Origin of the sequence: Nonomuraea sp. NPDC052116 (genome assembly GCF_040680035.1) — a bacterium.
Lineage (GTDB): Bacteria > Actinomycetota > Actinomycetes > Streptosporangiales > Streptosporangiaceae > Nonomuraea > Nonomuraea angiospora_A.
The window spans coordinates 225,274-237,827 of record NZ_JBFAWA010000016.1 but is presented as its reverse complement, the minus strand read 5'-3'; the positions used below and the strand labels follow the sequence as shown (position 1 = coordinate 237,827).

10 protein-coding genes are annotated in these 12,554 nt (G+C 72.4%); 7 read left to right on the top strand and 3 right to left on the bottom strand.

The window, feature by feature from the left end; translation table 11 throughout:
- Positions 1 to 69 precede the first annotated feature (69 nt).
- Genes AB0L65_RS29695 through AB0L65_RS29670 form a run of 6 tightly spaced genes read left to right on the top strand, consistent with a single transcriptional unit; the run spans position 70 to position 6,676 of the window.
- On the top strand, positions 70 to 1,947 hold the full coding sequence (locus AB0L65_RS29695; protein ID WP_364251562.1) for a protein kinase: 1,878 nt from the start codon (positions 70 to 72) through the stop codon (positions 1,945 to 1,947).
- Between the two features lie 10 nt (positions 1,948 to 1,957).
- A complete protein-coding gene (locus AB0L65_RS29690) occupies positions 1,958 to 3,523 on the top strand; it encodes a protein kinase (RefSeq protein ID WP_364251559.1) in 1,566 nt (521 codons plus the stop codon).
- Positions 3,520 to 4,362 (top strand): AraC family transcriptional regulator, encoded by an 843-nt coding sequence (locus AB0L65_RS29685; RefSeq protein ID WP_364251556.1) that lies wholly within the window; start codon positions 3,520 to 3,522, stop codon positions 4,360 to 4,362. The genes AB0L65_RS29690 and AB0L65_RS29685 overlap by 4 nt, the downstream gene beginning before the upstream one ends.
- A gap of 11 nt (positions 4,363 to 4,373) precedes the next feature.
- Positions 4,374 to 5,036, top strand: a complete 663-nt coding sequence (locus AB0L65_RS29680) for an AzlC family ABC transporter permease (protein WP_364251553.1) — start codon at positions 4,374 to 4,376, stop codon at positions 5,034 to 5,036.
- Positions 5,033 to 5,344, top strand: coding sequence for an AzlD domain-containing protein (locus tag AB0L65_RS29675; RefSeq protein WP_364251550.1), 312 nt, complete (start codon positions 5,033 to 5,035; stop codon positions 5,342 to 5,344). The genes AB0L65_RS29680 and AB0L65_RS29675 overlap by 4 nt, the downstream gene beginning before the upstream one ends.
- A gap of 9 nt (positions 5,345 to 5,353) precedes the next feature.
- Positions 5,354 to 6,676, top strand: coding sequence for a protein kinase (locus AB0L65_RS29670; RefSeq protein ID WP_364251547.1), 1,323 nt, complete (start codon positions 5,354 to 5,356; stop codon positions 6,674 to 6,676).
- Positions 6,677 to 6,937: 261 nt separating this feature from the next.
- Here the strand turns inward: AB0L65_RS29670 and AB0L65_RS29665 are convergent, their stop codons facing one another.
- The 3 genes from AB0L65_RS29665 to AB0L65_RS29655 are packed head-to-tail and all read right to left on the bottom strand — an operon-like array spanning position 6,938 to position 8,812.
- On the bottom strand, positions 6,938 to 7,867 hold the full coding sequence (locus AB0L65_RS29665) for an RluA family pseudouridine synthase (protein WP_185073022.1): 930 nt from the start codon (positions 7,865 to 7,867) through the stop codon (positions 6,938 to 6,940).
- The gene (gene lspA / locus AB0L65_RS29660) at positions 7,860 to 8,387 is read right to left on the bottom strand and encodes a signal peptidase II (RefSeq protein ID WP_350729231.1); all 528 of its coding nucleotides are present in this window, start codon (positions 8,385 to 8,387) and stop codon (positions 7,860 to 7,862) included. The genes AB0L65_RS29665 and lspA overlap by 8 nt, the downstream gene beginning before the upstream one ends.
- A 35-nt stretch (positions 8,388 to 8,422) precedes the next feature.
- Positions 8,423 to 8,812, bottom strand: coding sequence for a TraR/DksA C4-type zinc finger protein (locus tag AB0L65_RS29655; protein WP_364251544.1), 390 nt, complete (start codon positions 8,810 to 8,812; stop codon positions 8,423 to 8,425).
- Between the two features lie 454 nt (positions 8,813 to 9,266).
- Here AB0L65_RS29655 and ileS point away from each other — a divergent pair, with 454 nt between their 5' ends.
- Positions 9,267 to 12,413 (top strand): isoleucine--tRNA ligase, encoded by a 3,147-nt coding sequence (gene ileS / locus AB0L65_RS29650; RefSeq protein WP_364251541.1) that lies wholly within the window; start codon positions 9,267 to 9,269, stop codon positions 12,411 to 12,413.
- The last annotated feature ends 141 nt before the right edge of the window (positions 12,414 to 12,554 follow it).

The window sequence follows — 12,554 nt, the reverse complement described above, 5'->3', positions numbered from 1 at the left end:
CAGGCGAGTCGCCGTTGATCCCTCTCTATGGGAGTATTTCTTGGCCTAGAGGAGGGTTTGAGGCCGTTGATGTCGGATCGCAAGCAGGAGGGACGCCGCATCGCCGGCCGCTACCAACTGCAGGAACCCATCGGCAGGGGCGGGATGGGTATCGTCTGGCGCGCGTACGACGAGCTCCTGGACCGCACGGTCGCGGTCAAGGAGGTCAGGTACGCGGCCGCCCTGGGCGAGGAAGTGCAGCTGCTGAACCGGCGCACCATGCGCGAGGCGAGGGCGGCGGCGAGGTTCGAGCATCCCAACGTGATCGTCGTTCACGACGTGATCGAGGAGGATGACCGGCCCTGGATCGTCATGCAGCTCGTCCAGTCGCGCTCGCTGGGCGCCGTGATCAAGCAGGACGGGCCGCTACAGCCCAAGCGGGTGGCCGAGATCGGCCTGGCCGTGCTGGACGCGCTGCACCGCGCCCACGAGGCCGGCGTGCTGCACCGCGACGTCAAACCCGAGAACGTGCTGCTGGCCGACGACGGCCGGGTGGTGCTCACCGACTTCGGCATCGCCACGCTGGAGACCGAGACGCAGCTCACCGTGACCGGGCTGGCCGGGACGCCGGCGTTCATCGCGCCCGAGCGGCTCAAGGGGCTGCCCGCGCGGCGCGAGTCGGACCTGTGGTCGTTAGGGGCTACGCTGTACACGGCCGTGGAGGGCCGCTCCCCGCACGAGCGGGGGATGGCCCTGGCGACCATGCACGCCGTGCTGACCGACGAGCCCGATCCGGCCGCGCACACGGGCCCGCTCACCGACGTGATCCTGGGCCTGCTCAACAAGGAGCCGGTCCAGCGGCTCACGTACGAGGAAGCGCAGCGGATGCTGCGGCAGGTCATCGCCCAGGCGAGCCCGCCGCCGACCGCGCAGTTCCCCGCGGCCCAGACGGTCCGCGTGCCGCGGCCTGCCACGCCGTCGCGCGAGATGCCCGCCCCGGCCCAGCCGCCGTCGCAGAGCGAGGCCTCGGCGCAGGGCAAGGCCGCCGTCCAGAACAGGTTCCGCGCCCTGGGCAAGCTGCGCCAGGCGCCGCCCGTCGAGGACGACACCCCGACCGACCCCAACCTGATCCGCTCCGCCGCTCCGGTCCCGTCGCCCGCCGTTCCCGAGACCGGGTCGCGGATCACGCCGGCGCCGACCGCGGCCCCCGCCACCGCCGAGTCCACGATGGACGCGACCAGGACGGACCCGCGCCGGGCCGGGCCGGTCATCGCGGCGGCCGTGGCCGTCGTGCTCGTGGCCGTGATCGGCGGCTACCTCGGGCTGAGCTCGGCCCCCGACGAGAGCGACAAGAAGAAGGGCGCCTCCCAGGCCACGGTCCCCACGGACACCGCCTCGCAGGCGTCGCCGGGCGCGTCCACGTCGGGCTCCGCCGAGCCCAGTGCGTCCCAGCCGCCGTCGCCGACGGCCACGACCCCGGCTCCCACTCCCGAGAAGGAGAAGGAGAAGGAGAACGCGCTGCCGGCCGGCTGGAAGATGTACAAGGACAAGAAGCTCGGCTTCTCCGTCGGCCTGCCCAAGGGCTGGGACGTGCTGACCCGCGGCGGCAACCAGGTCAAGTTCCGGGGCCCCGGCGCGGCCTCCAACGCCTACCTCATGATCGAGGACGGCGGGAAGAGCAGCAGGGACCCGTACAAGGACTGGAAGAAGCAGGAGCCGACCCTCAAGAACAACTTCGGCGGCTACAAGAAGCTCGACATCAAGCGGGTCGACGGCTTCCAGAAGGCCGCCGCGGACTGGGACTTCACCTGGAACACCAACACCGGCAAGACGCGCGTGCGCAACCGGGGCTTCATCACCGACAACGGGCGGGGGTACGCGATCTACTGGCACACGCTGAAGAGCCACTGGAAGGCCGACTACGACTTCTTTGAAGGGTTCTGCGCCACCTTCAAACCGGCCAAGTAGGCTTCACGGCGTGGAAAGGCAGGTCGGCAACCGGTATCGCCTCATCGAGCCGCTCGGCGAAGGGGGCATGGGCGTGGTCTGGCGTGCCTACGACGAGCTGCTCGACCGTACGGTGGCGATCAAGGAGGTCCGCTACACGGGCGTCGGCGACGCCAAGCGGGCCGAGCTCAACAGCCGGACCATCAGGGAGGCCAGGGCGGCGGGCCGCCTCGACCACCCGTCGGTGATCGTCATCCACGACGTCGTCGAGGAGGACGGCCGCCCGTGGATCGTGATGCAGCTCGTGCGCTCGCGTTCGCTGGCCGAGGTGGTGCGCGAGCGCGGGCCGCTCACGGTGGGGCAGGTCGCGGTGATCGGCGGGCGGGTGCTCGACGCGCTGCGCGCCGCGCACGCCACGGGGGTGCTCCACCGTGACGTGAAGCCCGAGAACGTGCTGCTGGCCGACGACGGCCGGGTGGTGCTGACCGACTTCGGCATCGCCTCGCTGGAGGCCGAGGCGGGGCTGACGGCTACCGGCGGGCTGGTGGGCACGCCCGCGTACATGCCGCCCGAGCGTCTCAACGGCGAGCCCGCGCGCCCCGAGTCGGACCTGTGGTCGCTCGGGGCGACGCTGTACGCGGCCGTCGAGGGCGAGCCGCCGTTCAAGCGCGACTCGTGGGCCGCGACGGTCGCGGCGGTGCTGCGCGACGCGCCCGAGCCGCCCGCGCGGGCCGGCGCGCTGCAGCCGGTCATCATGGGGCTGCTGCGCAGGAGCCCGGACGAGCGCCTGCCCGCCGCGGAGGCCGCGAGGCTGCTGTACGAGGCCGCCACGGGCCCCTCCCCCCACCCGACGCCCCCCGAGGCCTGGCGGCCGACGGCCGGCGCCGCGAACACGGCCGAGGGGCCCACGCTCTCGACGCGGCCCAGGCGCGGCAAGGCGCTGTGGATCGGCCTGCCCGCCGCCGTGGCGGTGCTGGGCGCGGGCGGCTTCCTGGTCTCCAACCACTGGACGAGCACCGCCGCGACCCCGAGCCCCACACCGACGGGTCCCGCCCCCACCCCCACCGCCGAGCCGACCACGTCGAGCACTCCCACCGCCACGCCCGAGCCCACGCGCACGCCCACCACGACGACGCAGCCGGTGCCCGCGGGATGGCGCCCGTTCAGGAGCGCGCAGGGCCGCTTCGGGGTCGCCGTCCCGGAGGGGTGGCGGGCCGTGAAGCACTCCACCAGGGACAGCATCACCTTCAAGGGCCCCGACAGCCCCGGTGCGATGATCGTGGAGTGGACCGTCCCCGACTTCGCCTGGACGGACCCGGCGAAGCAGTGGGCCAGCCTGGAGAAGGAGATCCGGGCGAAGGGCGAGTTCGAGGGATACAGCAGGATCGGCATCGTCTCCACCACCTACCTCGGCCGCAAGGCCGCCGACTGGGAGTTCACCAGGATCCGCGGCGGCCAGCGGATCCACGTGATCAACCGCGGCTTCCGCACCGCCGACGGCCGCCCGTACGCCCTCTACTGGGAGACCACCGACGCCCGCTGGGCCTCGGACCGGCGCTACTTCGAGACGTTCGCGAAGACCTTCAGACCTCAATGAAAGAGCAGGCGCACTTCTGGCGGCATCCGGCGGTGCCGGGCACCGACCTGCTCAAGGCCCGCTACGTCACCCACCGCTTCACCCGGCACGTGCACGACGGCTACGCCATCGGCGTGATCGTCAGGGGCGTGGAGGAGTTCGACTACCGCGGCACCCTGCACCGGGCGGGCGCGGGCGAGGTGGTGCTGGTCAACCCCGAGTCGGTGCACACCGGCCAGGCGGGCACGCCGGACGGCTGGTCGTACCGCATGCTCTACCCGTCGATCGACACGCTGGCGGGGATCGCGGCCGAGCTCGGCGTGCCGTACGCGACGCCGCACTTCCCCAGGCAGGTGGTGCGCGACGAGGAGGTGGCGCTGCTGCTCGGCCGGGCGCACCAGGCGGCCGAGCGCGGCGACGCGCTGGCCGCCTCCACGCTGAGCCGCACGCTGTTCGCGCGGCTGGTGACCCGCCACGCCACGCCGAGGCCGACGGCGATCCTGCCCGCCGAGGGCCGGCGGGCCGTGCGGGACGCGCTCGACCTGCTGCACGGCAGCCTCGTCGACCCGCCGACGCTGGACGACCTGGCCGACGCGGTGGGCGCGCGGCCGTTCGCGCTGCTGCGGGCCTTCAAGGCCGAGACGGGCCTGCCGCCGCACGCCTACCTGACCTCGCTGCGGGTGCGCCAGGCGCGCCACCTCCTGCAGTCCGGGGTACGCCCGGCGCAGGTGGCCGCCGAGGTGGGCTTCACGGACCAGGCCCACCTCAACCGGCATTTCAAGCGCATCGTGGGCGTGCCGCCCGCGGCGTACCAGCGTGCTGCAGGAACGTACAAGACCGGCGGTTCCCCCACCTCCTAGCCTCTTGCGGCATGGAACAGACAACTCACCGTTCCGCCGCCGTGCGGGACGGCCTCGGCGTGGGCGTGGCCGTGGGGCTGTCGGGGATCGCCTTCGGCGCCGCCGCGATCACCGCGGGCCTGAGCGTGCCGCAGGCGTGCGTGCTGAGCCTGCTGGCCTTCACCGGCGCCTCGCAGTTCGCGCTGACCGGCGCGGTGGGCGCGGGCGGCGACCTGGTGACCGCCACGCTGGGCGCGCTGCTGCTGGGCGGCCGCAACACGCTCTACGGCCTGCGCCTGGCCGACCTGCTCCGGGTACGCGGGCCCCGTCGGCTGCTGGCCGCGCAAGGGGTGATCGACGAGACGACGGCCGTCACGCTGGCCCAGCCGACCCCGGAGGCGGCCCGTACGGGCTTCGTCACCACGTTCGCCAGCCTCTACCTCACCTGGAACCTGACCACCCTGGCGGGCGCCTACGGCGCGTCGTTCCTGGGCGACCCCGGCGTGCTGGGGCTGGACGTGGTGGGCCCGGCCGCCTTCCTGGCCATCCTGTGGCCGCGCCTGACGGCCAGCGCCGAGCTGCGCGGGCTCGCCTGCGCCGCGGCGGCGATCGCCCTGTGCGCCACCCCGTTCCTGCCGCCCGGCGTGCCCGTGCTGCTGTCGGCGGCCGCCGTGCTGGTGGTGATGGCGCGATGACGCTGTGGTGGGCCATCGCCGCGGTCTGCGCGGGCTGCTACGCGCTCAAGCTGGCCGGGCTGGCGGCGCCGCGCCGCGTGCTGGAGCATCCGGCGATCCGCAGGTTCGCCGAACTGGTGCCGGTGGCGCTGCTGGCGGCCCTGATCGCGGTGCAGGTGTTCACGGAGGAGGGCGGGCTGAGCTTCGACCCGGCGCGCACGGCCGGGCTGGGCGCCGCGGTCGTCGGGCTGCTGCTGCGGGCGCCGTTCCTGGTCATCCTGGCCGCGGCGGCCCTCGTCACCGCGCTTGTCCGGTTCTTTCTGGGGTAGCCGCCGTGCATGTCCGATGCAACAGAGATGGTCGGTGGGCGTTACCGGCTGCTCAGGACGATCGGCCGGGGCGGGATGGGCACGGTGTGGCAGGCTCATGACGAGGTGCTGGGCCGGGACGTGGCGGTCAAGGAGATCCTGCCGCCGCCCGACCTGACGGATCCCGAGCGCGAGGTCTTCGCCGTACGCACGCTCAGGGAGGCCAGGGCCGCCGGCCGGGTGGCGCATCCGGGTGTGGCCACCGTGTACGACGTCCTGGAGGAGAACGGTCACCCGTGGATCGTCATGCAGCTCGTCGACTCCCGCACCTTGGGCGAGCTGATCCGCGAGGACGGCCCCATGTCCCCACCGGCGGCCGCGGACATCGGGCTGCAACTTCTCGAGGCGCTGCGCGCGGCGCACGCGGCGGGCGTGCTGCACCGGGACGTCAAACCGGACAACGTGCTGCTGGCCGAGGACGGCCGGGCGGTGCTCACCGACTTCGGCATCGCCACGACGGAGGACGAGGCTCCCGTGACGAGCACGGGCGAGCTGCTCGGCACCCCCGCGTTCATAGCGCCGGAACGCGCGGCGGGCAGCCAGGCCATGCCCTCCTCCGACCTGTGGTCGCTGGGCGTGACGCTCTACCTGGCGGTCGAGGGGCACTCGCCCTTCCAGCGGGACAACCCCCTGGCCACGCTGGGCGCGGTCCTGCACGCCGAGCCGGAGCCGCTGGCCCGCGCGGGCGTGCTCGGTCCGGTACTGCTCGGGCTGCTGCGCAAGAACCCGGCCGAGCGCATGTCGCTGGAGGAGGCCGAGCGGCGGCTGGCCGCGATCCTGACCGGCGGCGCCCCCGAGCGGACGGGCCCCGTCGCCGAGCCGGGCGCGGCCGGGACCGGCTCGATCAAGCCAGGTGCGACCGGGCCGGGCGGGGCTCCCCCGCGGCGGCGGCGCAGGCTGCCGCTGGCCGTGATCGCGGGAGGCGCGCTGGTCGTCGCGGCGGTCACGGGCGGCGCGGCCTGGTGGTCCGGCCGGACGCGGGACCTGCCCCGGAGCCCGGGCCCCGCCCCCGCCGTGGTGACCGCCGGGCCCTCCACCGGCGATCCGACCACCGGCGCCCCGCAGCTCGCCCCGACGCCCTCCACACCCGAAAGCTCCCCGCCGGCCGTCGAGGACCGGCACAGGACGCCTACCGGCGAGCGGAAGGACCCCACCCGGGAGCCCACGCCGACCGGTGAGCGGAAGAACCCCGACCGGACGCCGACGCCGAGCGCGAGCGGCGAGCAGGATCGGGACAACACCACCCCGTCCCGGACCCCGGACTCGGTCGAGCCGTCGGAGCCGGAGGGCTGATCGTGCAACCCCGGTGAGGCCCGGCCCTGTCTCCGGGGCATGAGCGAGATCGACCTGTCGGTGGTGATCCCCGCCTACAACGAGGAGGCCAGGCTCGGCGCCACCCTGGCCACCGTCCGCGCCCACCTGAGCGCGACGCCGACCGGCTGGCCGAGCTGGCGGCGGCGGTCACGCTGGACCCGGTCGCCGGATGGCCCGGCGAGCCCACGCCCGCCTGCACCGGCCCGTGCGCGACCCGCTCGCCCGGGTAGGCGGGACCACTCAGGATTCGGCGCGGACGATGTCCAGCGCCTTCTGCAGGTCCTGCGGATAGTCCGTGCTGAACGACATCCAGTCGCCCGTGGTGGGGTGCTCGAACCCGAGCGCCACCGCGTGCAGCCACTGGCGCGTGACCCCCAGCCGGGCCGCCAGCGTCGGATCCGCCCCGTAGAGCAGGTCCCCGACGCAGGGGTGCCGCAGCGCCGCCATGTGCACCCTGATCTGGTGCGTGCGCCCGGTCTCCAGCTTGATGTCCAGCAGCGAGGCCGCGCGGAACGCCTCGACGGTGTCGTAGTGGGTCACCGACGGCTTCCCTCCCGCCACCACCGCGAAGCGCCCGTCCCCGGACGGGTGGCGGTCGATGGGCGCGTCGACCGTGCCCCTGAACGGGTCGGGATGCCCCTGCACCAGCGCGTGGTAGCGCTTGTCGACCGTGCGCTCCTTGAAGGCCCGCTTGAGCCGCGAGTACGCGACCTCGCTCTTGGCCACCACCATCGCCCCCGTGGTGTTGGCGTCGAGGCGGTGCACGATGCCCTGGCGCTCGGCGGCCCCGCTGGTGGCGATCGTGTGACCGGCCCCGAGCAGCCCGCCGATCACGGTCGGCCCCGTCCAGCCGACGGTCGGGTGGGCGGCCACGCCGATCGGCTTGTTGATCACGATGACGTCGTCGTCCTCGTACACGACCGTCATGCCCGGCACCGGCTCGGCGACCGGCATCGGCGTGGTGACCGGCGGCGGCATCGTCACGTCGAGCCACGCGCCCGCGTGCACGCGGTCGGACTTGGCCGGCTGCCGGCCGTCCACCAGCACCTCGCCCGCGCCGATCAGCTCGGCCGCGCGGGTGCGGGAGAAGCCGAACAGCCGCGAGAGCGCGGCGTCGAGCCGCTCGCCCTCCAGCCCGTCGGGTACGGGCAGGCTCCGCTGCTCACTCACCCTTCTCGGCCCCCTTGGTCTCCGGGGTCTCCCGGGACCCGTCGATCTGCACGTTGCGCCAGGCCAGCAGCACCGCCAGGATGCCGCCGCAGACGATGGCCGAGTCGGCGATGTTGAACACGGGGAAGTAGTCGATGACGGGGAAATGCCCGGGGAGCACCTCGATGAAGTCGACGACGTGCCCCTGCAGCTGCGTGGAGCGCCCGATCCCCGAGGGATAGCGCAGCAGCCGGTCGGTGAGGTTGCCGAGCGCGCCGCCGAGCAGAAGCCCCAGCGTGACCGCCCAGGCCCGGCTGCCGAGCTTGCGGGCGGTGCGCACGATGGCTACGACCACGCCCGCGGCGATGAAGGTGAAGACGAAGGTCATTCCGGTGCCGAGGCTGAACGCGGCACCGGAATTGAAGATCACCCGGAACTGCAGCACGTCCTGGAGGACGACGAGCGGGGCCTGACCCTCGAGCGTGCGCAGCACCACCGTCTTGGTGATGAGGTCGGCCGCGTAGACCACGGCCGCCAGCACGACGAGGACGGCGACCAGACGCCCGCGGGGGCGGCCTACCGGCGCTCCTCCTTCTGCTTGCAGGCCACGCACAGCGTCGCCCTCGGGAACGCCTGAAGGCGTTCCTTGCCGATCGGCTTGTGGCACGATTCGCACACTCCATAGGTCCCGGCGTCGATCCTGGCGATCGCACGTTCGTTCTGCGCGACCAGATCGCGCGCATTCAGAGTAAGGGCGATCTCGCGTTCCCGCTCGTACGTCTTCGCGCCGGCGTCCGCCTGGTCGTCGCCCGCTCCCTGAGTGACGTCTCCAGAGGCTATCTCCGTCTCGTGGCGGTGGATGTCCGCGTTGAGCTGGTCGATCTCGCTCTGGAGCCTGCCGCGTACCTCGGCCAGCTCCTCTTGCGACCACATCGAAGGTGTAGCGGTCTGCGTGACTGCCGCCATGGCTGCCTCCATTGCTGATCAAGGCCGTAAATGGTGCGGGCAGCTTAGGGATCCACATAACGGAACGGCAAACGACCCGCCGGACGGTTTACCTCCCCCGTACTATCCCGCCTCGCGCATTAAACTCCTCCACAGGGGCGTCCATTCCCGCAACTTTGTCGGTTGCGTACCGACGGCCCCTCGGGCGGCTCGCCCTGAGAAACCAGGAAGCCTTCGGCCCCACTCTGCGTTATGGTTTGAGACTGCAAGGCGTTGATGGGGCCCGACTGTGAGGGATATCACCCCGGAGCCGCCGGAAGAACGGCTCGCGAGAGCTCATTAGACCCGGCCGCAGATCAAACGAAGAGGGCCTCGCCCGCGTGCGGGGTCAAGAAGGGTGGTACCGCGGAGCCGGATGGCTTCGTCCCTTCACGCTCGCCCTACCGGCCGATCAAGCGTGGAGGTCACACCCGAAATGTCTTCGCCATCTTTCCGCTCTCTTCCCGCGCAGGTCAACCTGCCCGCGCTCGAGCGCGAGGTCCTCGACCGCTGGCGGGACGGGAAGATCTTCGAGCGCTCCGTGGAGCAGAACTCCGGAAACCCGTCCTGGGTCTTCTACGAGGGCCCGCCCACCGCGAACGGCCTGCCCGGCGTGCACCACGTCGAGGCGCGGGTGTTCAAGGACCTGTTCCCGCGCTACAAGTCCATGCGCGGATTCAGCGTCCCGCGTAAGGCCGGATGGGACTGCCACGGCCTGCCCGTCGAGGTCGGCGTGGAGCGCGAGCTGGGCCTGACCGGCAAGAAGGACATCGAGGAATACGGCATCGCCGAGTTCAACGCCAAGTGCCGCGAGTCGGTGCTGCGCCACGTCGACGCCTTCGAGCAGCTGACCGAGCGCATGGGCTACTGGATCGACCTGTCCCAGGCGTACCGGACCATGGACCCGTCCTACATCGAGTCGGTCTGGTGGTCGCTGAAGGTCATCTGGGACAAGGGGCTGCTGTTCCGCGACTTCCGCATCACGCCGTACTGCCCGCGCTGCGGCACGGGGCTGTCCGACCACGAGCTGGGCCAGCCCGGCGGCTACGAGACCGTCTCCAGCCCGTCGGTCTACGTCCGCATGCCGGTGACCGCCGGGCCGCTGGCCGAGCTGGGCGCCGCGCTCCTGGTGTGGACGACCACGCCGTGGACCCTCGTGTCCAACACGGCCGTCGCCGTGCACCCCGACGTGACGTACGTCGCGGCCCGCACCGCGGACGGCGAGGTCCTGGTGGTCGCCGAGCCGCTGCTGTCGGTCCTCGGCGAGGGCGCGACCGAGGTGGCCCGCTACACGGGCCGCGAGCTGGAGCACACCGCGTACTCCCGCCCGTTCGACCTGGTCGACATCCCCGGCGCCCACTACGTCGTGCTCGGCGAGTACGTCACGGTCGAGGACGGCACCGGCCTGGTCCACCAGGCCCCGGCCTTCGGCGCCGACGACATGGCCGTGATCAGGCAGTACGACATGCCCGTCGTCAACCCGATCGGCCCCGACGGCCGCTTCCTCGACGACGTGCCCATGGTCGGCGGCCGGTTCTTCAAGGACGCCGACGAGGAGCTGACCGAGGACCTGCGCGCCCGCGGGCTGCTCTACCGCGGCGGCCACTTCGAGCACAGCTACCCGCACTGCTGGCGCTGCCACACCCCGCTGCTCTACTACGCGCTCCCGTCCTGGTACATCCGCACCACCGCGGTCAAGGACAAGATGCTGTCCGACAACGCCGGCACCAACTGGTACCCCGAGACGATCAAGTGGGGCCGGTTCGGCGAGTGGCTGCGCAACAACGTCGACTGGTCGCTGTCGCGCTCGCGCTACTGGGGCACGCCGCTGCCGCTGTGGGTGTGCTCGGCGGACGAGTCCCACGTGACGTGCGTCGGCTCGCTGGAGGAGCTGGGCGGGCTGGCGGGGCAGGACATCTCGGCGCTCGACCCGCACCGCCCGTTCGTGGACGACGTGAGCTTCGACTGCCCGTCGTGCGGCGCCCTCGCGCGCCGCGTGCCGGACGTCATCGACGCCTGGTACGACTCCGGCTCCATGCCGTTCGCCCAGTGGGGCGAGCGCGGCAAGCCGGAGGGCGTCTACCCGGCGCAGTTCATCTGCGAGGCCACCGACCAGACGCGCGGCTGGTTCTACTCGCTGATGGCCGTCGGCACGCTGGTCTTCGGCCAGTCCTCCTACGAGAACGTGCTCTGCCTCGGCCTCATCCTGGCCGAGGACGGCCGCAAGATGAGCAAGCACCTGGGCAACATCCTCGAGCCGATCCCGCTCATGGACCAGCACGGGGCCGACGCGCTGCGGTGGTTCATGGCCTGCTCGGGCTCGCCGTGGGCGTCGCGCCGGGTGGGGCACAACACCCTCGAGGAGATCGTCCGCAAGGTCCTGCTGACGCTCTGGAACACCTCGTCGTTCTTCACCCTGTACGCCAACGCCGAGTCCTGGTCGCCGGACATGCTCGCGCAGGCCACGCCCGCGGCCGAGCGCCCGCTGCTCGACCGCTGGGTGCTGGCCGAGCTGCACAGGACGGTGGCCGACGTCACGGCGTCGCTGGACGAGTACGACACCCAGCGCGCCGGGCGCCGCCTGGCGGACTTCCTCGACGACCTGTCCAACTGGTACGTGCGCCGCTCGCGCCGCCGGTTCTGGCAGGGGTCGCCTGAGGCGTTCGCGACGCTCTACGAGTGCCTGGAGACGGTGACGCGGCTGATGGCCCCCGTCACGCCGTTCATCACCGACTACCTCTGGGACGTCCTGCGCTCCTCCGACGCGCCCTCCTCGGTGCACCTGGCCGACTGGCCGGAGGTGCGCGAGGACCTGCTGGACCCGGTGCTGTCCGACCAGATGGCCCTCGTACGCCGCCTGGTGGAGCTGGGCCGCTCGGCCCGCGCCTCGTCGGGCGTCAAGACCCGCCAGCCGCTCCGCCGCGCCCTGGTGGGGGCACACGGCTGGCCGTCGCTGCCCGGGGAGCTCCGGGGTCTGGTGGCGGACGAGCTGAACGTCCACACCCTCGAAGACATGTCCGGATTTAGCGCCGATCTCGTGACTTACTCGGTCAAGCCCAACTTCCGGGCCCTGGGCAAGCGCTTCGGCTCCCAGACCAAGCTCGTCGCGGCCGCCGTGGCCGCCGCCGACGCCACCCGCGTGGCCCGGGCCCTCCGCTCGGGATCCACGGTCATGGTGGAGGCGGACGAGCTGGGCGAGATCATGCTCGGCCCGGACGACGTGATCGTCAACGAGCAGCCCCGCTCGGGCTGGGCGGTGGAGACGGGCGCCATCGGCACCGGCACGGGCGAGACGGTGGCCCTGGACCTGGAGCTCACCGACGAGCTGCGTCGCGCCGGTCTCCTGCGCGAGGTCATCCGCCTGGTCCAGGACGCCCGCAAGTCGACCGGCCTGTCGATCACGGACCGCATCGACCTGTGGTGGACCACGTCCTCCCCTGAGCTCGCCACGGCCCTGCGCACCGAGGGGCACGTGGTGGCGGAGGAGGTCCTGGCGACGACGGTCACGGAAGGAACGGCGACGGACCTCCCGTCCCACACGGACGAGGACCTGTCCCTGACCTTCCACCTCCGCCGCGCCTGACACGCACGATGGCGGTGGGGCGCCCTCACAACCCGCCCCACCGCCGCCCACCCCCGTGCTGGGACGCCCCTCACGCCCCGCCCCCTGTCCGGTGGGCCGCCTCCTCACGGCCCACCGCCCTCCCCCGAAGCACGCCCCCGG

Excerpts from the sequence above, each read along its gene's own strand:
- AB0L65_RS29695 (WP_364251562.1), top strand. The coding sequence starts at position 70 with ATGTCGGATCGCAAGCAGGAGGGACGCCGCATCGCCGGCCGCTACCAA.
- AB0L65_RS29685 (WP_364251556.1), top strand. The coding sequence starts at position 3,520 with ATGAAAGAGCAGGCGCACTTCTGGCGGCATCCGGCGGTGCCGGGCACC.
- AB0L65_RS29680 (WP_364251553.1), top strand. The coding sequence starts at position 4,374 with ATGGAACAGACAACTCACCGTTCCGCCGCCGTGCGGGACGGCCTCGGC.
- AB0L65_RS29675 (WP_364251550.1), top strand. The coding sequence starts at position 5,033 with ATGACGCTGTGGTGGGCCATCGCCGCGGTCTGCGCGGGCTGCTACGCG.
- AB0L65_RS29670 (WP_364251547.1), top strand. The coding sequence starts at position 5,354 with ATGTCCGATGCAACAGAGATGGTCGGTGGGCGTTACCGGCTGCTCAGG.
- AB0L65_RS29655 (WP_364251544.1), bottom strand. The coding sequence starts at position 8,812 with ATGGCGGCAGTCACGCAGACCGCTACACCTTCGATGTGGTCGCAAGAG.
- ileS (WP_364251541.1), top strand. The coding sequence starts at position 9,267 with ATGTCTTCGCCATCTTTCCGCTCTCTTCCCGCGCAGGTCAACCTGCCC.